Source organism: Guyparkeria sp. WRN-7, assembly GCF_001641825.1.
Lineage (GTDB): Bacteria > Pseudomonadota > Gammaproteobacteria > Halothiobacillales > Halothiobacillaceae > Guyparkeria.
The window spans coordinates 137,769-158,580 of record NZ_LRFH01000016.1 but is presented as its reverse complement, the minus strand read 5'-3'; the positions used below and the strand labels follow the sequence as shown (position 1 = coordinate 158,580).

Sequence of the window (20,812 nt, the reverse complement as noted above, 5' to 3'; positions counted from 1 at the left end):
TGGCTTTCGATTGCCTGTTCGGGGCGAAAGCCTAGGGAGACGAGTTGGCAGTCTTGTGACCGGCGCGTGGCGTTTTGGTGACAGGATGACAGTCAGTCGAAGCGGGCCAGCAGATCGCTGGGATCGGATTCCGGCGGCAGACAGCTGGTGCCGCGGCAAATGTAGGCCAGACCACCCTCGCCCGCCGGCAGCGGCTTGTCGGCCAGCAGGTCGTCGTGGGTCAGCGCCAGCACGGCAATCCCTCGTCCGCGCAGCTGATCGATGGCCCCTTGCCAGTCGGCCATGTCATGCGCCTTGATCACCACCACCGTGGCCGGCTGGTGGAAGCGCCGCAGGGCGGCGAGCAGACGGGGATGGGCCTGCGGCGCCCGCTCGAGCGAGCCGGCTGCAGCCTTGAAGATGCCCTCGGCCGTGGCAAGCCAGTCGCTACGCCCCAGGGCATACCCGAGCCGGGCGAGCGCATCGGCGAGGATGGCGTTGCCGGAGGGCTGGGCATCGTCGGTGAACACCACCAGGCTGCCGACCGGTGCGCCGTGTCCGCTGTGACTGAGACGAAAGGCGCCGCTCTGGTCAGCGAAGCGCTCGCGGACAACATCGACGATCGACTCGATCAGATCCAGCCGGCCGGCATCGGGCGCGCGGAAGAACGCCTCGGCCTGGGCCTCCAGCAGCGCGGCATAATCGTCGAGGAACGCCGGCACCGACTCGCGCTCCCCCAGCCGCCCGGTGGGCAGGTCCGCCACGGCAACGTCGGCGGGGACCAGGCGGTCGAGCAGGTCGAGACCGGTCGCCAGCCAGTCGTCGCGCCCGAGAAGGCCGCCGGCACGCATCAGGCCGGTGGCCAGCAGGGCATTGAGCCCCAGCAACGACTTGTCATCCCGCTTGGGCTGGGGCCGGCGGTCGCGGTGCTCGAGCAGGGGCGCGCGCACGGCGGCATCGAGCGGCCGCACATCGGCGACGCGTTCGGCGCGGCGCACCGCGGCCAGATGCCAGCGGCCCTCGAAGTTCGCCGGCCGGTCGAGACCATAATCACTCAAGAACTGTTCGATCGTCTCGGCCTCGATACCGGCCTCCTCGAGAACGTGCCTTGCCTCGTCGGGCGTCCAGAGATAGGTCGCGCCCTCCTCGCCCTGGGTATCGGCATCGAGACTGGCGGCATAGGTGCCGTCGGGCAACTGCATCCGCGCCAGGAAATGGGCGATCGAGCGGTCGAGCAGCCGCTCGATCACCTCGCGCCGCCCGTCGTCGCCCATCACCGCAAAACGCGCCAAGGTGGCCGGCAGCTGGGCGTTGTCGACCAGCATCTTCTCGAAGTGCGGGATGGTCCAGTCGGCATCGACGCAATAGCGGAAGATGCCGCCGTCGAGATGATCGAACAGTCCCCCGTCGAGCAGGGCGGCCACGGCATGGTCCAGCCGCCCACTGCCATCGGCGCCGCGCGAGGCCGCCTCGTCGAGCAGGAAGTCGAGCAGCGGCAGCTGCGGGAACTTCGGCGCGCTACCAAGCCCGCCGTGCTCGTTATCGAGCGCCTCCTCGAGCCGCTCGCGGGCGGCATCGACGCTCGAAGTCGGCGGCAGCGAGTCGCTGCCCGGCGGCGACGAGGCGAGCGCCTGATGCACGGCCGCGCCCTGCTGGCGCGTCTGATCACCCTTCTCGCGGTAGACGCTGTGCACTCGTTCGAGCAGGTCGGCGAATCCCGGCATGCCGTAACGCGGCTCGGCCGGGAAATAGGTGCCGATGAAGAACGGGCTGAGGTCGTCCGGGTTGAGAAAGGCGGTCAGCGGCCAGCCACCGCCGCGCTGGTTCAGGAGCGCATGGGCGGTCTGAAACGTCTTGTCGAGATCGGGCCGCTCCTCGCGGTCGACCTTGATATTGACGAAGTGACGGTTCATCACCGCGGCGATGTCGAGATCCGAGAAGCTCTCGCGCGCCATCACGTGGCACCAGTGACAGGCGGCATAGCCGATCGACAGCAGGATCGGCCGATCCTGCTCGCGGGCGAACTCCAGCGTTTCCGGGTTCCACTCGCGCCACTCGACCGGGTTGCCGGCATGTGCCTGAAGGTAGGGACTGGTGGCGTTCTGCATGCGGGGATTGCTCATCGGCTTCGCTCCGCTCGCGGCAATGGATGAGCCGGGGGATTCCCGGCACGGTCGATGGATACTGGTAGACTCGGGTCCGTTTCACAACCGCCCCCACACAATCACGGCTGTGCCCATGGACTACCCCGCCATCGACCCCGTCGCCCTGCAGATCGGCCCGCTGGCCATCCACTGGTACGGCCTGATGTATCTGTTCGGCTTTGCCGGCGCCTGGGCACTGGCCCGACTGCGGGCCCGCCGCCCCGACTGGCCGATCAACCCGGTACAGGTCGACGACCTGCTGTTCTACAGCGCGCTGGGCGTGATCCTGGGCGGACGGATCGGCTACATGCTGTTCTACCAGCCGGGCATGCTGATCGACTCGCCATTGAGCCTGTTCGCCATATGGGACGGCGGCATGAGCTTCCATGGCGGGCTGCTCGGTGTGCTGGTGGCCATGGCCCTGTATGCCCGCGCCCAGGGGCTGGCGTTCTTCACCGTCACCGATTTCATCGCCCCGCTGGTGCCGATCGGGCTGTTCTTCGGCCGGATCGGCAACTTCATCAACGCCGAACTGTGGGGCAGCCCGACCACCCTGCCCTGGGGCATGGTCTTCCCGGGTGCGGGACCGGAACCGCGCCACCCGTCGATGCTCTACGAGGCATTTCTCGAAGGGCTGGTGCTATTCCTCCTGTTGTGGCTGTTCTCCATGAAGCCGAGGCCGCGCATGGCCGTCTCCGGGCTGTTCCTGCTCGGCTACGGCACGTTCCGCTTCGCGGTCGAATTCGTCCGCGAACCGGATGCCCACATCGGCTACCTTGCCGGCGGCTGGGTCACCATGGGTCACATCCTCTCCGCGCCCATGATCGTGGCCGGACTCGCCCTGCTGGCATGGGCGTACCGGCGCGGTATCATGGATCGCCCCGCTCACCACCAACCGACCGCGAGTTCCGAATGAAGGCCTATCTCGACCTGATGCAGCGTGTCCTCGACCATGGCGTGGACCGCGACGACCGCACCGGCACCGGCACGCGCAGCGTCTTCGGCCACCAGATGCGCTTCGACCTCTCGGAAGGTTTCCCGGCGCTGACCACCAAGAAGCTGCACCTGCGCTCGATCATCCACGAGCTGTTGTGGTTCATCAGCGGTGACACCAACGTCCGCTACCTGCAGGACAACGGCGTGCGCATCTGGAACGAGTGGGCCGACGAGAACGGCGATCTCGGCCCGGTCTACGGCGCGCAGTGGCGCTCCTGGCCGACGCGCGACGGCGGCACCATCGACCAGCTCGGCCAGGTGATCGAACAGATCAAGACCAACCCGGACTCGCGCCGGCTGATCGTCACCGCCTGGAACCCGGCGGACGTGCCCGAGATGGCCCTGCCGCCCTGCCACCTGCTGTTCCAGTTCTACGTCGCCAACGGCAAGCTTTCCTGCCAGCTCTACCAGCGCAGCGCGGACATCTTCCTCGGCGTGCCGTTCAACATCGCGAGCTACGCCCTGCTGACCATGATGGTCGCGCAGGTCTGCGATCTCGAGCCGGGCGAGTTCGTCCACACGCTCGGTGACGCGCACCTCTACCACAACCACCTCGAGCAGGCCCGCCTGCAGCTCACCCGCGAGCCGCGCGGTCTTCCGACCATGCGCATCAATCCCGAGCGGCGCGTGATCGACGACTTCGTCTTCGACGACTTCGAACTGGTCGACTACGACCCGCACCCGCACATCAAGGCCAAGGTCGCGGTCTAGCGGCCAAGCCCCCGACAGCGGCGAAAGCAGGTGAACTGGCCGGGGGATTCGGCTAGACTAGCCGGTTGATCCGAAGCCATTTTCAACCGTGCCGTCAGGCAGGAACCCCCATGCGCGTGAGTCTCATCGCCGCGATGGCCCGCAACCAGGTCATCGGTCGCAACAACCAGCTTCCCTGGCGGCTGCCGGCCGATCTCAAGCACTTCAAGCAGCTGACCATGGGCAAGCCCCTGATCATGGGGCGCAAGACCTACGAGTCGATCGGCAAGCCGCTGCCCGGGCGGACCAACATTGTGGTCACCCGCGACGAGGGTTTCACCGCCGAGGGCGCGATCATCGTGCATTCGCTCAACGCGGCACTGGCGGAGGCCGAGTCGCACCTCGACGAAAGCGAGGAGGCGATGGTGATGGGCGGGGCGAACATCTACTACCAGTACCTGCCCCGCGCCGACCGGATGTACCTGACGCTGGTGGAAGTCGAAGTCGCCGGCGACGCCCACTTCCCGGTCTACGTGCCGGACGAGTGGGAGCTCACGGAAGTCACCCGCCACGAGCCGGACAACACGAATCCCTACGCCTACCAGTTTCTGGTGTTCGACCGTATCCCGACCTGACGGGCCGGCCGCACTGCACTACCATCATGGACGAGGGTGGCGCGAACCGATGACGGTTGCGCCTGTCGCATCCGGCCGGGACATGAACCCAGGAGTCCGTGATGACCCAGCAGTCACTCGATCTGCGTGACGAATTCGACTACCAGCCCGAGCTCATTGCCCGGCTGGTGGACGTCTACCACATTACCCTGCGCTTTCGCTGGCTGTATGCCAGTGGCATCGCGCTGGCCGGCGCATTCTTCATGCTGCAGTGGTCGCTGCTGGCCAACACCACCGAATACGGCCATCCCTGGGTGGGCGTGCCGCTGATCGCGATGGCCGTCTGGCTGGCACTGGCCCCGGCGGCGACGATCGCCAAGTGGGTCGGCCTGCCGGCGCACTTCAGCAACGACTATCTGTCCTTCCGCGACCTGCACTGGATACGCCTGATGACCGAGCGCCACCCGGTCCTCGTCCCCGCCGCCGAGCCGTTCCTCAAGGCACGCGAACCGGTACCGGTCGGTGCGTTGCGCAACTTCTGGGCGCCGCTGGTGCGCGAGGAAGAGCGCCAGCAACGCTGAGCCTTCGCGCGCACGCGCGCTCACAAACGAAAGGCCCGCCTGTTACGGCGGGCCTTTTTCGCATCGGAACGATGGCGAGCGATCAGAGTGCGCCTACTCCCCGGCTGGCTGGCGCACCTGCTGCTCGGCCTGTTCGAGCACGTAATCGTGGAAGCTGCGCATGACCGGGGTATCCCGCTTGCCCTGGCGCTGGACCATGTACCAGTGACGGATGATCGGCAGACCCTCGACGTCGAGGACCACCAGCCGCCCGGTCTCCAGTTCCAGCTCGAGCGTGTGCTGGGAAACGATACCCACACCGAGACCCGCCTCGATTGCCTGCTTGATCGCCTCGTTGGAGCGCATCTCCAGGCCCGGCTTGACGGCGAAGCCGTGCTCCTCGAAGAAGCGCTCGATCGCCGCGCGGGTACCCGAGGCCGACTCGCGCTGCACGAAGCGGTGCTGCACCAACTCCTCCAGCGCAATGCCCTTGCGCTTGGCCAGCGGGTGGTCGGGCGCGGCGATGGCGACCAGCGGGTTCTCCAGGAACGCCTCGGAGACCAGGTCGGCATCGGTGGGCGGCTCGCCCATGATGACGATGTCGGCCTCGTTGTCTGCCAGCTGGCGCAGCAGACGTTGGCGGTTGGTCACGTCCAGGCTGATCGACACGCCCGGGTAGCGCTTGGAGAAATCGGCCAGCAGTCGGGCGACGAAGTAGTTCGCGGTACTGGCGACACTGACACGCAGGTGACCACGGTGGACGCCCTTCATGCCCTCAAGCACTTCCTCGGCCTCGGTGACCACCTCGAGGATACGCTGGGCGTAGCCATATAGTTCCCTTCCGGCGTCAGTCAGGTACAGTTGCCGTCCGGTCTGCTCGAACAGGGGCAGGTCGACGTTGTCTTCCAGCTGCCGAATCTGCATTGACACTGCAGGTTGAGTAAGATGCAGTTTCTCCGCTGCCTTGGTGTAGTTGAGAAGCTCGGCTGCGGCGCTGAAGACGCGGAGCTGATGGAATGTGAATCGGATCATCGTTTAATCCATAAGGCTTTCTTTATGGTGAACATCACTTATTTTGAATTGCTTTGATGGACGGTGGACGTATAGTATCGGCCGAGACGAAACGGGGCCTTCCCCAGGTCGATCCCAAACCCAATGCCAACCTTACCCTTCCGGAGGATCGCTATGGCGAATAAAAGTTACAGCGCGGGCGTAAAAGATTACCGCGAAACCTATTGGATGCCGGAGTACACGCCGCTGGACACTGACCTGCTGGCGTGCTTCAAGATCACCCCGCAGCCGGGCATCGATCGCGAAGAGGCAGCCGCTGCTGTTGCAGCCGAGTCCTCCACCGGCACCTGGACCACGGTCTGGACTGACCTCCTGACCGACATGGACTTCTACAAGGGTCGCGCATACCGCATCGAAGACGTCCCGGGTGACGATTCCGCGTTCTACGCGTTCATCGCCTACCCGATCGACCTGTTCGAGGAAGGCTCCGTTGTAAACGTCTTCACCTCGCTGGTCGGCAACGTGTTCGGCTTCAAGGCCATCCGTGGTCTGCGCCTGGAAGACGTTCGCTTCCCGCTGGCATACATCAAGACCTGTGGTGGTCCCCCGCACGGCATCCAGGTCGAGCGTGACAAGCTGTCCAAGTACGGCCGTCCGATGCTGGGCTGCACCATCAAGCCGAAGCTGGGTCTGTCCGCCAAGAACTACGGCCGTGCCGTTTACGAGTGCCTCCGTGGCGGTCTCGACTTCACCAAGGACGACGAGAACATTAACTCTCAGCCGTTCATGCGTTGGCGTGACCGCTTCCTGTTCGTCCAGGAGGCAACCGAGACCGCACAGGCTCAGACCGGCGAGCGCAAAGGTCACTACCTGAACGTTACCGCTCCGACCCCGGAAGAGATGTACAAGCGTGCCGAGTTCGCCAAGGAGATTGGCGCACCGATCATCATGCACGACTACATCACCGGCGGCTTCACCGCGAACACCGGTCTGGCCAAGTGGTGTCAGGAAAACGGCGTTCTGCTGCACATCCACCGCGCGATGCACGCAGTAATCGACCGTAGCCCGACTCACGGCATCCACTTCCGCGTACTGACCAAGATCCTGCGTCTGTCCGGCGGTGACCACCTGCACACCGGTACCGTCGTGGGCAAGCTGGAAGGCGACCGCGCTTCCACCCTCGGCTGGATCGACCTGCTGCGTGAATCCTTCATCCCGGAAGACCGCTCGCGCGGCATCTTCTTCGACCAGGACTGGGGCTCCATGCCGGGCGTCTTCGCCGTCGCTTCCGGTGGTATCCACGTCTGGCACATGCCGGCACTCGTCAACATCTTTGGCGACGACTCCGTCCTGCAGTTCGGCGGTGGCACCCTGGGTCACCCGTGGGGCAACGCCGCTGGCGCCGCTGCCAACCGTGTCGCTCTGGAAGCCTGTGTCGAGGCCCGCAACCAGGGTCGTGACGTAGAGCGGGAAGGCAAGGAGATCCTGACTCAGGCCGCGCAGCACAGCCCTGAGCTGAAGATCGCCATGGAAACCTGGAAAGAGATCAAGTTCGAGTTCGACACCGTCGACAAGCTCGACAACCAGAACCGCTGATCCAGGCCTTCTTAACCAGAACCAGACATAGGTAAGAAACCATGAACCAAATGCAGGACTACAAGACTACGGTCAAGTACGAGACTTTCTCCTACCTGCCGCAGATGACCCCGGACCAAATCCGCGCTCAGATCGAGTACGCGCTGGCGCAGGGCTGGGCCCCGAGCGTCGAGCACGTCGAGCCGGAAAACATGATGAACCACTACTGGTACATGTGGAAGCTGCCGTTCTTCGGTGAAGACAACGTCGAGAACGTTCTCACCGAGATCGAAGAGTGCCACCGCAAGTACCCGGGCCATCACGTCCGTCTGGTTGCCTACGACAACTTTACCCAGAGCCAGGGTACGTCCTTCGTGGTTTACCGCGCAGGCTAATAGTCGAGGCCCCGGCGCGTCTTCGGACGCGCCAGGCAATCCCATACACGAGGTACAACAGGCATGCCTGTACAATCTGGAAACAATGCAGCCAGAAATCGTGCAGCAGCTCGCGCCCGACAGGAAGCGGCTCGGCGTGGTGACACGTCCGCCTCTTCTGCAGGGGGCAGCCTGGCCGGTCTGACCGGCAAGGAACTTGCCCGCGCACGTCGTGCGCAGTTGTCCGCACACGGCAAAAACGCCAGCACCTCGGCCTGGAAATCGTCGGCATCCGCCGCTCGTCAGAACCCCGCTGCATCGCGGTCCTCTGGCAGCAACGGTGCCGCCGGCTCGCAATCCAACGCATCCGCGTCCACCGACGAATCCGTCGACCAGATGTGCTCGCTCGCCGAGTCCGATCCGGGTCAGTTCGGTTCCGAGGCGGACATGGTGCGTTCCGTCTGCCGTTCGCGTCGCCAGGCCATGGCGAAGTACGGCAAGTCGGCACTCCCGCCGAAGCCCGCCTCCCAGGGTGGCCCGGGTCGCAACCAGATGCCGTTCGCTGACGAGGCTCGCGCCCAGCAGCAACCGGCTCCGGTTCGCAACGACGCCCAGGCCGACTCCGAGGTAGAGGCTTCGTTCGAGTCGCTCTGCACGGTCGCCAAGAAGCGGCCGGCCCGTCTCGGCAAGCAGGCCAATTCCGTTCGCCAGATTTGCCAGGCCCGTCGTGAGGCCATGGCAAACAAGGGCAAGCGGGCCCTGCCGGCCAAGCCGGCGTCTCAGGGCGGCCCGGGGCGTGTGGGTTACCAGGTCCCTGGTTATCTGGACACGAGTGCCAGCGGACGCGAAGCGGCCATGCGCCATCGCGAGATGCTGTGCCACTACGGTCGGGGCAGCGCCCCTTCCTGCCGTCCCGTCGGACGTCGCAAGCCGAGCTCGACCGAAGAGGCGTCCGCGCCAAAAAAGGTGGAGACCGGTCACACGATTTCCGGCCATGAGGTGAAGGGCACCCAGGTGGAGCGCTCCAAGCGCGTTTCGGGTAACGAGTCCGGCAGCTGCCGGGTGATCTCGGGCACCGAGTACATCGGCAACGAGCAATACGAGCAGTTCTGCTCCACCCGCCCGCAGCCGAACGAGCCGAAGGTTCGCACGACGACGACCGCACGCGGTCATGGCGTCAGCGGCACCGCCGTAGGCCGAGCCGCCCAGGTTACCGGTGACGAGCGCGGGACTTGCGAGTCCGTGACCGGCACCGAGTACCTGAGCAGCGAAGACCTGCAGTCCTTCTGCGGCACCAAGGCCCGCCCCACCCACGCCGACAAGGTCGTGGCGGGTCGGACCGAGAAGCAGATGCGTGTGACCGGTAGCGACGAGTACCGTCCGGCCCGGGCCACTGGTGGCGAGGCGGGTGCAGCCCGTCCGATCACCGGTTCCGAGTACGCCGACGCTGGCGTGGCGCGGATGACCATCAACGGCGCACCGAAGAAGGTTGCGGAGACGCACACCTACACCGGTCGCACCGTTTCCGGCACCGCCGTCGGTCGTTCCAGCCACGTCACGGGTGACGAGCCGGGCTCCTGCAGCAGCGTCTCGGGTACCCAGTACCTGAGCTTCGAGCAGTACCAATCGTTCTGCAACGCTCAGCCGGAGCCGGGTTACGAGAAGGTCGGCATCGATCAGTCGCGTCACGGCCAGCGGATCACGGGCAATCTCGTGGACCGCAGCGAGCGCGTGACCGGCAACGAGCCGGGCTCCTGCTCCCGTGTCACGGGTTCTCAGTACGGCGAACCGCGTCTTTGCGGTGGCGGCGTCGACAAGGTTCAGTCCATGCACACCCTCGGTGGGCACGGTCTGACCGGTCAGCGCGTCGACCATCACCCAAAGATGTCCGGTGACGAGCAAGGGGGGTGCATGCCCGTCACCGGTACCGAGTATTACGGCGCTGAACACTACGGCTCGTACTGCTCGGCTTCGCCCGCACCCCGTGCTGAGAAGGTCGAGGAGTCGCTGACTTGCGAGGGGCAGACCGTCGGCGGTACGCCGATGGACCGCACCCAGCACGTGACCGGTAACGAATACGGTTACGAGCACTACGTCAGCGGTACCCCGTATGCGAACGCGATGCACACCGGTTGTGCGGCACCGAGCAGCTACCCGATGGCTGCGCCGACGCAACCGAGTGCTCGCTACGTGCCCCAGGCGGCACAGGCACCGGTCCAGGAGCCGATCACGGCCCCGCAGGACTTCAGTGTCGAACCGCCGGCACGCGCCGCTCGCGGCCGCATCACGGGCAGCTCGTTCGACCAAGGTGGTCGTATCACTGGCCCGAGCAACATGGCAATGGGACTGATCACCGGTACGCCGGAGTTCCGTCACCCTGAGCCGAGTGCCGCTCATCCGCGGATGGGTTCGGTCATGCCGACGCCGACGCCGACGCCTGCACCGCAGGCCCAGGCTCCGGCACCCGCGCCCGCCCCGGCTCAACCGGCACCGACGCAGAATGCGCCGGCCCAGCCGGTGGAAGCCGCCGAGCCGCAACCGGAAATCCCGGCTGTCGCTCCGGCTGACGCCGAACTGCAGTGTGCACCCGAGCCGGAAGCGCGCGAGCGCATCACCGGCGAAGGGGAAGATCGTTGCCGGATTACCGGTGACGACTGGTCCCGCAACGGAAAGGTTTCCGGCACCGAGGGTCAATGGGCCCAGGGCCGTAACCCGTCCCTGCGAGGCGAGGCACGCGGCGCTGTGCGCAATGCCTGGGTCAATCGTGAAGTACCGCGTCCGGAAATCCCGGCGTCCAAGATTACGGGCAGCAGCGGTAACGACATGAACAGCTCGGCGATCACCTACTCCGGTGGTGCTCGGGGCTAAGTGGACGACATGAGCGGCGTGATGACACAGCAACCGTTTCGACGCAGCAGTCTGGGTGCGCCCCGTCTGGGTCAGCGTCGGGCCCCGTTCGGGCTCGGCGCACCCAAGGGTCGTCGCAGCCCGCTGGGTTCGCCCCAGGTGGCGCACCCAGCCTGCCCGTCGCTTCCGGAGCGCAGCTGCCATCACCCGCTCACCGACCACGAAGGCAACCGGCAACTGGCGTACTGCGAGGATTCCGTCACGGAGCGGTTCGATCGCATCGTCCCGTTCCTGAAGGATGTCGCCGCCCTGCCCCGTGACGGGCAGCTGGGCGAGCGCATCCAGGAGATGGCCCAGGACCGGCTCGGCCACGGCTTCAACGAAGCCCTGGTCAATGACAGCTGGATCAACGGGCCGGATCTGCGGGGTCTGTTCGCAAGTGCCACCTTTGAAGCGCTCAATGCCGCTACCAAGCAGTTTGGGCGCAAACTGGAAGACCAAAAGAACGACGCGCTGTCCACGAGCAATTTCTTTCTCGACTGCGGTTTCCACGCAATCGACATCAGTCCTTGCTCGGACGGACGGCTCAAGGGCCTCATGCCGTTTATCCTGCGGCTGCCGGCCTGGTCGTTCACCTATCGCAAGGCGTATGCCGGCGCACTGTTCGACGTCGAGGAAGACCTCCAGCTGTGGAGCGAAGTCGAACTCCGCCGGTTTCGCGAGGGCGTGCCGAGCCGCGCTGACGAGGGGACCCGCTATCTGAAGATCGCGGTCTACCACGGCAGCTCCTCGGACCCCAATCATGAAGGCTGCGCCGCGCATGGCAGCGACGAGCGCAAGGCAGCCGAGGCCGCTTTGGATCGGCTGCAGGCCTTCCGCCAGGCAGTGGAGAACACCTACTGCTGCGGCGCGAGTACCGACATCCTGCTGGTGGGTGTTGATACGGACACGGACGCCATTCGCGTCCACGTCCCGGATGCCAACGGCGACCTGAGCGTGCATCGCTACGTCGACAACGCCTACCTGTACCAGGAGACGTTGAATCTCGACCGGGAAGCCGCACGTCGGGCCGTGTACGATGCGATCCGCTCGGTGAACGAGACGGATGACTGGGGACGCAGCACCGGTGGCGAACCGCATGACGGCATGCGACGTTTCATCGCCACCCTGCTGGTCAACAACCTGTCACAGATCGACTACGTGACAGAGCGGCATCAGGGCCGCTACCCGGCCGAGAGCATCGGCCATGCCGAGCGCTATATCAGCGTCGGCGACGGCTTCGAGGAAGTGCAGATGCGCAACATCGCGTATTACGCGCACCTGCACACCGTCGAAGAGAACACGAACGACCTGGACGTCGGGATCAAGATCTTCCGCAAGCTCAACGTGAGCCACGGACTGCCGATCCCGATTGCCATCCACTTCCGTTACGACGGACGGGTGCCGGGTGGACGAGACCGCGCGGTTGCGCGAGCGCAGCGGGTCTGCAACGCGATCCGCGAGCGCCACCACGCGCTGGACGAGCAGAACATGCTGTTCTTCCAGTTGACGGTGCAGGACCGTCCGTCCGGCAGCGAAATTGAAGAGGTTTCACAAGCATGAAGATCATGCGGGTCGAAAAGACCTTGGTCTCCACCAACCGGATCGGCGAGCTGGGCCACCGCCCGCTGCTCGTGGTCACGGACAAGCCGGGCGGCACGCCGCAGGTCGCGGTCGACGCGATCGGCTGCATCCCGGGGGACTGGGTCATCTGCGTCGGCTCCTCGGCGGCACGGGAAGCGGCGGGCAGCAAGTCCTACCCGTCCGACCTGACCATCGTGGGCATCATCGACCAATGGTCCGCTGAGTGACATGGAGATCATGCAGGTACGTTCCGACATGGTGGCCACGCGCCGGGTGCCGGGACTGAAACACACATCCTTGAGGGTGCTCGTCGATCAGTCGGGCAAGCTCAATGTCGCCGCCGACCCTGTCGGGGCGCCAGAAGGGAAATGGGTCGTCACCGTCAGCGGTTCTGCCGCCCGGTTGGCGCTCCCGGATCCCACGATCCAGACCGATCTCACGATCATCGGGATCATTGATAACTGGGATCCAAACTGAAATTAGGGTTTCTGTTTAAACAAGTCGTTCGAGAGGAGAAACGAGATGGCTGATGTATCCGGTATCGCACTGGGAATGATTGAGACGCGCGGCCTGGTGCCGGCAATCGAGGCGGCTGACGCCATGACCAAGGCTGCCGAGGTTCGCCTCGTTGGTCGTCAGTTCGTCGGTGGCGGCTACGTGACCGTACTGGTCCGTGGCGAGACCGGCGCTGTCAACGCTGCTGTTCGCGCTGGCGCCGACGCCTGTGAGCGTGTTGGTGACGGCCTGGTCGCTGCGCACATCATCGCGCGTGTCCATTCCGAAGTAGAAAACATCCTGCCGAAAGCCCCGGAAGCCTAAGGCGGATTCACGTAGCGTCGGCGGCCTGACGTCGCCGGCCGATTCAACTACAGCTTGGGAGTAACTCAAATGGCTGATGTATCCGGTATCGCACTGGGAATGATTGAGACGCGCGGCCTGGTGCCGGCAATCGAGGCGGCTGACGCCATGACCAAGGCTGCCGAGGTTCGCCTCGTTGGTCGTCAGTTCGTCGGTGGCGGCTACGTGACCGTACTGGTCCGTGGCGAGACCGGCGCTGTCAACGCTGCTGTTCGCGCTGGCGCTGACGCCTGTGAGCGCGTAGGCGACGGCCTGGTGGCTGCGCACATCATCGCGCGTGTCCACTCCGAGGTAGAGAACATTCTGCCGAAAGCCCCGGAAGCCTAATTCCGGGCAACTGCAAGCAGGTAGTTCCGACCGTGTCCACGGGCACGGTCTGCCTGCTGCCCTAATTCTTGTATCGGGAGCCGTTTAGACGTAAGTGCTGACGGCTCTTGTTGGATTGACTGACCTGAGGTTGCACGACATGGCTTCCACCACTGGTATCGCACTGGGTATGATCGAGACGCGCGGCCTCGTGCCGGCCATCGAGGCCGCCGACGCCATGACCAAGGCCTCCGAAGTGAGCCTGATCGGCCGCTCGTTCGTCGGCGGTGGCTACGTGACCGTGCTGGTCCGTGGCGAGACCGGTGCCGTGAACGCGGCCGTCCGTGCCGGCGCCGATGCCTGCGAGCGTGTCGGCGATGGCCTGGTCGCGGCGCACATCATTGCCCGCGTACACGGTGAGGTCGAGTCGATCCTGCCGGAGGATCCCGCCCACTGCGAATCCTCCTGGTGCGTCCCGTCCATCGCGTGACGCACGACTGACAATGGCTAATGCCTGAGACGAGGGATTGGCAATGAGCATGCGATCGAATTCGCGTGTGATCGGGCTGCTCGGACGCGCCCTGCAACTGGAAATGGAATCCGCCCAGCAGCACATGACCCGGGCGAGCCTGGTCTCGCTCTGGGGTGACCAGGCACTGGCCGACCACCTCACCCGCCTGTCGGACGAGGAAATGGGCCATGCCGACCTGATTACCCGACAGATGCTGCTGTTGGGCTACGCACCGCCGGGGTTGTCACTGAACCCGGTTCGCCCCGGGCGCAACCCGGACGAGATCCTGGCCTTGAGCCGGGCCCACGAATGGGAGACGGTGCGCTTCTACGAGGAGTCCGCCAACTGGTTCCGGCGCTTCCAGCCGGACGAGACCGGCGCCCTCTTCGCCCACCTCCTCGAGCAGGAGCTGGGCCACGTCCGTCAGCTCGGCGGCTAGACAACACGCGTTCTCAGGGAGAACCCACATGTCCGACACGACCGACATCAAGTTGGACGGCTGGCAGACACAGAAACGCCCGCCGATGCTCATTCGACGCTTCGAGTTCGAGGACTACGATCAGACGCGTGACTTCCTCGATCGCCTCGCCGAGGCCTCCGAGGAAATGGGCTACCACCCCAGCCTGCAATTCGACCGCACCACGGTGAGCGTCAACGTCTCGCCGCTGGAGGAAACGCTGGGGGATCTCGAGGTCAGCTTCGCACGCAAGGCAGACGAGCTGGCCGGGCAAACCCAGGAGGGGTAACGATTCCATGTCCGCACACGTCATCGCACTGGCCAATCTCAAGGGCGGCTGTGGCAAGACCACGCTTTCCATCAATCTCGCCTCGGGGCTGGCCAGGCGTGCGGAAGTCGGACTGATCGACGCCGATCCGCAGGGCGCCCTGCGCCACTGGTCCGGCTGGGGCGAGGCCAAGTCGGGTCTGCCGCGTCTGTTCGACGACCACGACGATGCCCACCGCAATCTCGAGCACGCCCGCGAGCACTGCGACTACGTGATCGTGGACTGCCCGCCGTCGCTCGACATGAACGTGACGATCGCTCTCCTCGAGCACAGTCACCAGGTGCTGATCCCGGTTCTCCCCTCCCCGCTCGACCTGTGGGCGAGTTCAGACACCGTCGAGGCGGTGACCAAGGCAAGGGAGAACGGCAACGCAGAGCTTTCGGCTTATCTGTTGCTCAATCAGACCGAACCGCGCAGCGCCATGACCCGAGCCATGCAGAATGCCGTCTCGGGCCTTGGCTTGCCCGTACTTCCCTCGGCCGTCCGCCGCCGCGCGGCCTTCCGCACGGCGGTGGTGGAGGGAGTCAGCGTCTACCAGCTCGGCGGCCGCGGCCGTGCGGCGGTAGACGAAATCGAGAACATCATTGACGAGGTTACGCCATCATGAGCAAGTTGGAAGACAAGCTGAGCGCCAGCGTGAAGTCCGAGTCCCAGCAGAAGCCGGCCGAAGCAAGCACGGAAAACAAGACCGCCGCCAAGCCGGCCGAGAGCAAGGCGTCCACCCCGGCGGCCAAGCCCGCCGCAAAGCCGGCCGCCAAGTCGACGGCCAAGCGCAGCACCACCACGCGCCGCGCCCCGGCCAAGAAGCCGGCTGCCAGCAAGCCCGCCGCCAAGAAGCCGGCCACCCGGTCGACCTCGACCGCCGCCAAGCCGGCCGAGAAGACCAAGGCCCCGGGTCAGGGTCAGCAGCCGCTGCACCCGCGCCGCGTCTGGCCGGACTGATTCGTCTCCCCGGGCCGGTCCCCCGCCGGCCCTTCCCGTTTCCCTTGTCACCCGCAGAACAGCGACCAACGCCATGAGCAGTGCACGGCTAGAAGACCAGGAACGCCTGGACGAGCTGGGTGAGAACGCGCGCGAGATCCTCGAGATCCACTGGGTGGATGCCTCGCGGGTATTCTCGCCGCGCGCACTCGAAGCCTATCTCGACGGGGCGATCAGCCTGCAGTCGCTGGGTCGTGGTGAAGAGCTGGTGCTCGCCTATATCGAGGCGACCCCGCAAGTGGCAAGGGAACTGGGCACCGATACCGCCTTCGAGCTGCTCTCGATGGCGATCAAGATGTTCTCCAAGACCAGTGCCGCGGTCCTCTCCCTGCTGTTCTCCACCGCCCCGGTGGCGGCGAACCGGCTGGGCGAGGCCTCGCTGTTCCATCAGTACCTGTCGCTGGTCAACTTCATCCTGGCACAGGCGCCGCGCGCCCTGCGCCCGATGCTCACGCAGCTCGACCACCTGCTCGAGGTGCTGACGCTCGGTGGCCTGCGTCGCTGGGCCACCTGGGGCATCAATGCCCACCGCAACGACTTCGACGCGCTGGAGGCCTACTTCAGCCTTGCCAGCCCCGATGCCGAGGCCGTGCTGCAGAAGGAGCGTCGCGGCACGCTGTTCGTCGACGTCCAGCGCCGCCTGGTGATGTACCTGCGGGCGCTGTGGGCACGCAACTTCCTGCTGCGTCCCACCTCCGGCGACTTCGAGAGCCGCGAGGGCTACCGACCGTTCATCGAGGGGCCGTTCATCAACCTGCCCGACGCCTTCGACGACTACGTCGATCGTGACGAGTCGATGGTCGACGGCGTGAACCTCTACCGCGCCTCGGCCGCCCACGCCGCCGCGCACATGATCTACTCGGCCTTCGACACGGAATCCGAGGATGCTTCCAAGCTCCAGCAGACCTTCATCGGCCTGATGGAGGATGCGCGCGTCGAGGCCCTGGCCGGTGCGGATTTCCCCGGCCTGGCGCCGCTGTGGACTCGCATCGCGCGGATTGCCGTCAATCGCCACGAGGAGACCGACCCCGAGCGCGTCGGCCCGCTGCTCGATCGCATCGCACTCGCCCTGCTCGACCCCGGGTACGCCGACGACCACCCGCTGGTCGTCGAGGCCCGCGAGGCCGTGATGACCATCCAGGAAGACCTCGAGGACTACGAGCGCGTCCGTAGCGCCGGGCTGGCGCTGGCCGAGCGGGTCGAGGCACTGGGCCTCTCCTTCAGTCCCAGCCAGGACGTGCCGAGCGTCCCCTACCGCGACGACAACCGCTTCCTGTTCGAGAAGCCCGAGTCGGCGATGGAGATCCAGCGCGAGGGCGACACCGACGACAAGCGCCGCTACGTCTCGCTGATGGAGATGCTCAACGAGCTCGACGTCGAGTACATCTCTGCCGAGGACGCCGACGAGGTCTGGGTGCTGGGCACCGAGCTCTACGACAATCACGGCCGCAAGTACTCGGACATCTTCGCCGAGGACCGCACGCTCTCGCCGGTGCACTACGCCGAGTGGGACTACATGACCCAGCTCGAGCGGCCGTACTGGACCACGATCAACGAGAAGCGCCCCGTCGACGGCGACCCCGAGTCGATCGACGCGATCCTCGACCGCCACAAGCCGCTGGTCCGTCGCCTGAAGTACCTGATCGAGGGCATCCAGCCGCAGGGCGTGGTCCGCGAAAAGAAGGTCGAGGACGGCGACCAGATCGACATCAACGCCGCGGTCAACGCGATGATCGACATGCGCATGGGCGAGACGCCCGACCCGCGCATCAACATCCGCACCCGCCTGCAGGTGCGCGACCTGTCGGTGATGCTCCTGATCGACCTGTCCGAGTCGACCAACGACATCATCGGCCGCGGTGACGAGGAGACCACGGTGCTCGACCTCTCCCGCGAGGCCGCCACCCTGCTGGCCGACGCCATCCACCGCGTGGGCGATCCGTTCGCCATCCACGGCTTCGACTCCAACGGCCGTCACGACGTCGAGTACTACCGCTTCAAGGACTTCGGCGAGCCCTACGGCGACAAGGCCAAGGCGCGCCTGGCCGGCATGACCGGCCAGCTGTCGACCCGCATGGGTGCGGCCCTGCGCCATGCCGGCTCGGTGATGAGCCGTCGGCCCAGCCAGCGCAAGCTGGTGCTGCTGCTCTCCGACGGCGAGCCCTCGGACAACGACGTTCGCGATCCGCAGTACCTGCGCCACGACACCAAGAAGGCGGTCGAGGAACTGCATCGCCAGGGCGTGGAAACCTTCTGCGTGACGCTCGATCCGCACGCCGACGACTACGTCTCGCGCGTGTTCGGCCCGAAGAACTACATGGTGCTGGATCACGTCTCGCGGCTGCCGGAGAAGCTCCCGGCGCTGTACCTGTCGATGACGCGCTGACGCGGTCGGGAACACCGCCCCGTTACTGCCGGGGCGCGCCGTTAATACCTAGCACGACGGTCGAGTAACCGGCCGACAAGCGACAACGAGATTTTTTTGCAGCGAGCTGGCACCGGCCAGCGAAAGATGGAGTAAGGACATGGTCAAACTGCAATGGCTGATCCCGTTATTGCCGGTGCTATCCGCCCTGCTGGTGCATCTGCTCGCCGGCAGGCTCGGCAAGCGGGTCGCCCAGTTGAGCGTGGGCATGGGGGTGGTGACCTTCCTCGTCGCCCTCTGGCAGATCGTGGTCTACATCGCGAGCGACCAGGGCCCGAGCTGGATGGGCATCGGCGCGAGCTGGGGCAGCGTCTACCTCGACCCGTTGAGCGCGATCATGGCGCTGGTGGTCGCGGGCTTCAGCCTGATCGTCCACATCTACTCCGTGCGCTACATGGCCGAGGAACCCGGCTACGCGCGCTTCTTCATGCTGCTGGACCTGATGACGGCGGCGATCCTGCTGTTCGTCACCGCAGGTGACCTGATCACCCTGCTTATTGCCTGGCACCTGGTCAGCGTGATGATGTACTTCCTGCTCGGCCAGAACACCGAGTCGCGGCCGGGCGAGCGCTACGCCTTCTGGACCTTCCTCACCTACCGCATCGGCGACCTGCCGATGGTCCTGGCGGCCGTGGTGCTGTTCCAGGCCTACGGCGCACTCGACTTCCCGACGCTGTTCGACCGCCTGATGGCCGACCCGGAGGCCGAGGTCTTCGGCATGCCGGCGGCCATCACAGCCGCCGGACTGATCGCGATCTCGGCCTTCGCCAAGTCCGCCCAGTTCCCGCTGCACACCTGGCTGCCCTACACCATGGACGGCCCGACGCCGGTGTCGGCGCTGATGCACGCGGGCATCGTCAATGCCGGCGGCATCATCATCAACCGCTTCGCCCCGGCGTTCGTCAATGCCGACGGCGTGCTGCACCTGCTGTTCGTGGTCGGCCTGCTGACGGCCGTGATCGGTTCGGTGCTGATGCTCACCCAGAACGACATCAAGAAGTCGCTGGGCTACTCCACCATGGGCCAGATGGGCTTCATGATCATGGAGTGCGGCGTGGGCGCCTTCTCGCTGGCCGTGTTCCACCTGATCGCCCACGGCATGTTCAAGGCGACCATGTTCCTCAGCTCGGGTGACCTGATCGGTGACGCGCGCCGTCACGACGACGTGCCGCAGAACCCGCTGTACACCTTCCTGGTCGACCGCAAGACCGGCAAGGCCACGCGCCTGCCCTGGATGGCCATCGGGCTGGTCACCCTGATCGTGCCGCTCGCCATCCTGCTGCTGGCGCACTGGGCGGTCTCCCCCGACTTCTTCCAGAAACAGGGCGCGATCGTGCTGCTGTTCTTCGGCTGGATCACCGGCGTGCAGGTGCTGTTCGCCACGCATCGCCTCGATGCCACCAACCCGGTGCGCATGATGCTGATGATCCTCCTGTCGTTCGCCCTGATCGTGATCGGCTACAGCATCATCGGCCACACCTTCGAGACCTTCCTCTACCCGGATGCGGCCTTCCGCGAGGCGCTGTATCACGCCGCCGGTCTCGACGCCGTGACCTTTGACGGCCTGGTGATCCTGCTGGGGCTGATCGTGCTGGTCGGCTGGATCGGCAGCTACCTCGCCAGCCGCGAGGAGTCGCTGTTCGGCAACCGCTTCACCGAGCTGCGACTGACGCTCTACTCGCTGATCTCGCGCGAGCTGTACATCGCCGATCTGTACACGCGTCTGAGCCAGTCCCTGCTCGAAGGCTCCAAGCGCATCAATGTCTGGATGAGGTGGCGCTGATATGAACACGCTGTTGCTGTTGCTGGCAGGGTTCTTCCTGCCGCTGTTCCCGCTGAGCATGGTCTTCAACTGGGTGCTGGCGCGGTTCACTCATCCGGTCATCCGCATCCTGGTGATCCTGGTCTGGCCGCAGATCGGCGTGCTGCTGTTGCTGGCCGCCGGCGCGCCGCTGACGGGCAGCGCCTTCCTCTGGTGGGGGCTGCTCACCGCCGCCTTCTACGCCTGGCGCCTGCTGACGGTCCGCGAGCTCGGCCAGTGGTCCGCCATGCTGGCCACCTCCGCCTTCGCCCTGACCTGGGTGATGGCCGCCGACAGCGGCCGGGCCATCGACCTGCATGCCTTCGTGCTCGGCTTTGCCGTCGCCCCGGCCCTGCTGGTGGCGGTGACCGCCCTGCTGGAAAGCCGCCTGGGCGCCGCCTACGCCGGCCTGGTGACCGGCATGGCGCGCGACATGCCCCGCCTGGCCGGGCTGATCGCGGTGTCTCTGCTCGCCGCCATGGCGCTGCCGATTTCCCCCGGCTTTTTCGCCATGGTGGGCCTGCTGCTCCACAGCGAGCTCGCGCCGGTCGTCATGGCCCTGCTCACCTGGCTGTTATGGAGCTGGGCCGGCACCCGGCTGCTGCGCAACACGGTCTTCGGCCCGCGCAGCGGCAAGAACGTCGCCGACCTCCAGCCCCTCCACGCCTGGGGCTTCGCGGTCGTGATCGTCGCCGCGGTCTTGATGAACCTGATCTGGACAGGAGCCTGAAG

21 protein-coding genes and 1 pseudogene are annotated in these 20,812 nt (G+C 65.6%); 20 read left to right on the top strand and 2 right to left on the bottom strand.

The features are described 5' to 3' along the window. Nucleotides 1-92: 92 nt before the first annotated feature. Nucleotides 93-2,102, bottom strand: coding sequence for a thioredoxin domain-containing protein (locus AWR35_RS09045; protein WP_058575629.1), 2,010 nt, complete (start codon nucleotides 2,100-2,102; stop codon nucleotides 93-95). A gap of 115 nt (nucleotides 2,103-2,217) precedes the next feature. Here AWR35_RS09045 and lgt point away from each other — a divergent pair, with 115 nt between their 5' ends. The 4 genes from lgt to AWR35_RS09025 all read left to right on the top strand — a co-directional run bounded on the left by lgt (nucleotide 2,218) and on the right by AWR35_RS09025 (nucleotide 5,004). After that, nucleotides 2,218-3,039 (top strand): prolipoprotein diacylglyceryl transferase, encoded by an 822-nt coding sequence (lgt, locus tag AWR35_RS09040; RefSeq protein ID WP_058575628.1) that lies wholly within the window; start codon nucleotides 2,218-2,220, stop codon nucleotides 3,037-3,039. Next, nucleotides 3,036-3,830 (top strand): thymidylate synthase, encoded by a 795-nt coding sequence (locus AWR35_RS09035; protein WP_058575627.1) that lies wholly within the window; start codon nucleotides 3,036-3,038, stop codon nucleotides 3,828-3,830. Before lgt ends, AWR35_RS09035 begins: the two co-directional genes overlap by 4 nt. Nucleotides 3,831-3,940: 110 nt before the next feature. Beyond that, complete coding sequence (folA, locus tag AWR35_RS09030; RefSeq protein ID WP_058575626.1) at nucleotides 3,941-4,444, top strand: type 3 dihydrofolate reductase; 504 nt, start codon at nucleotides 3,941-3,943, stop codon at nucleotides 4,442-4,444. A gap of 101 nt (nucleotides 4,445-4,545) precedes the next feature. Further along, entirely contained in the window at nucleotides 4,546-5,004 is a 459-nt protein-coding gene (locus AWR35_RS09025) for a hypothetical protein (RefSeq protein WP_058575625.1), read from the top strand. 93 nt (nucleotides 5,005-5,097) lie between these two features. Here the strand turns inward: AWR35_RS09025 and AWR35_RS09020 are convergent, their stop codons facing one another. Then, nucleotides 5,098-6,015, bottom strand: coding sequence for a LysR family transcriptional regulator (locus AWR35_RS09020; protein WP_058575624.1), 918 nt, complete (start codon nucleotides 6,013-6,015; stop codon nucleotides 5,098-5,100). 153 nt (nucleotides 6,016-6,168) lie between these two features. Between AWR35_RS09020 and AWR35_RS09015 the strand changes: the two genes are divergently transcribed. The 16 genes and pseudogenes from AWR35_RS09015 (at nucleotide 6,169) to AWR35_RS08940 (ending at nucleotide 20,810) form a co-directional block, all read left to right on the top strand. Beyond that, a complete protein-coding gene (locus AWR35_RS09015) occupies nucleotides 6,169-7,590 on the top strand; it encodes a form I ribulose bisphosphate carboxylase large subunit (RefSeq protein WP_058575623.1) in 1,422 nt (473 codons plus the stop codon). Nucleotides 7,591-7,631: 41 nt separating this feature from the next. After that, entirely contained in the window at nucleotides 7,632-7,964 is a 333-nt protein-coding gene (locus AWR35_RS09010) for a ribulose bisphosphate carboxylase small subunit (RefSeq protein ID WP_058575622.1), read from the top strand. Nucleotides 7,965-8,339: 375 nt separating this feature from the next. Then, the gene (locus AWR35_RS09005; protein ID WP_058575621.1) at nucleotides 8,340-10,811 is read left to right on the top strand and encodes a CsoS2 family carboxysome shell protein; all 2,472 of its coding nucleotides are present in this window, start codon (nucleotides 8,340-8,342) and stop codon (nucleotides 10,809-10,811) included. A gap of 21 nt (nucleotides 10,812-10,832) precedes the next feature. After that, entirely contained in the window at nucleotides 10,833-12,392 is a 1,560-nt protein-coding gene (locus AWR35_RS09000; RefSeq protein WP_156413974.1) for a carboxysome shell carbonic anhydrase, read from the top strand. After that, on the top strand, nucleotides 12,389-12,640 hold the full coding sequence (locus AWR35_RS08995; protein ID WP_058575620.1) for a carboxysome peptide A: 252 nt from the start codon (nucleotides 12,389-12,391) through the stop codon (nucleotides 12,638-12,640). Before AWR35_RS09000 ends, AWR35_RS08995 begins: the two co-directional genes overlap by 4 nt. A 1-nt stretch (nucleotide 12,641) precedes the next feature. Then, nucleotides 12,642-12,881, top strand: a pseudogene (locus AWR35_RS08990) (carboxysome peptide B); the annotation flags it as partial. 54 nt (nucleotides 12,882-12,935) lie between these two features. After that, nucleotides 12,936-13,232, top strand: a complete 297-nt coding sequence (locus AWR35_RS08985) for a BMC domain-containing protein (RefSeq protein WP_058575618.1) — start codon at nucleotides 12,936-12,938, stop codon at nucleotides 13,230-13,232. Nucleotides 13,233-13,301: 69 nt separating this feature from the next. Beyond that, nucleotides 13,302-13,598 carry a BMC domain-containing protein gene (locus tag AWR35_RS08980; RefSeq protein WP_058575618.1) on the top strand — a complete coding sequence of 99 codons (297 nt, stop codon included), beginning with the start codon at nucleotides 13,302-13,304 and terminating at the stop codon, nucleotides 13,596-13,598. Between the two features lie 139 nt (nucleotides 13,599-13,737). Then, nucleotides 13,738-14,067, top strand: a complete 330-nt coding sequence (locus tag AWR35_RS08975) for a BMC domain-containing protein (protein ID WP_058575617.1) — start codon at nucleotides 13,738-13,740, stop codon at nucleotides 14,065-14,067. Between the two features lie 43 nt (nucleotides 14,068-14,110). Continuing rightward, nucleotides 14,111-14,527, top strand: a complete 417-nt coding sequence (locus tag AWR35_RS08970) for a ferritin-like domain-containing protein (protein WP_058575616.1) — start codon at nucleotides 14,111-14,113, stop codon at nucleotides 14,525-14,527. 28 nt (nucleotides 14,528-14,555) lie between these two features. Next, nucleotides 14,556-14,834 carry a 4a-hydroxytetrahydrobiopterin dehydratase gene (locus tag AWR35_RS08965; RefSeq protein WP_058575615.1) on the top strand — a complete coding sequence of 93 codons (279 nt, stop codon included), beginning with the start codon at nucleotides 14,556-14,558 and terminating at the stop codon, nucleotides 14,832-14,834. A 7-nt stretch (nucleotides 14,835-14,841) separates the two neighbouring features. Then, nucleotides 14,842-15,480 (top strand): ParA family partition ATPase, encoded by a 639-nt coding sequence (gene parA / locus AWR35_RS08960; RefSeq protein ID WP_058575614.1) that lies wholly within the window; start codon nucleotides 14,842-14,844, stop codon nucleotides 15,478-15,480. After that, entirely contained in the window at nucleotides 15,477-15,815 is a 339-nt protein-coding gene (locus AWR35_RS08955; protein WP_058575613.1) for a hypothetical protein, read from the top strand. Before parA ends, AWR35_RS08955 begins: the two co-directional genes overlap by 4 nt. A gap of 73 nt (nucleotides 15,816-15,888) precedes the next feature. Further along, a complete protein-coding gene (locus tag AWR35_RS08950; protein ID WP_058575612.1) occupies nucleotides 15,889-18,240 on the top strand; it encodes a VWA domain-containing protein in 2,352 nt (783 codons plus the stop codon). 139 nt (nucleotides 18,241-18,379) lie between these two features. Beyond that, nucleotides 18,380-20,062, top strand: a complete 1,683-nt coding sequence (locus tag AWR35_RS08945) for a proton-conducting transporter membrane subunit (RefSeq protein ID WP_058575611.1) — start codon at nucleotides 18,380-18,382, stop codon at nucleotides 20,060-20,062. Nucleotide 20,063: 1 nt separating this feature from the next. Continuing rightward, entirely contained in the window at nucleotides 20,064-20,810 is a 747-nt protein-coding gene (locus AWR35_RS08940; protein ID WP_058575610.1) for a hypothetical protein, read from the top strand. Nucleotides 20,811-20,812 lie beyond the last annotated feature (2 nt).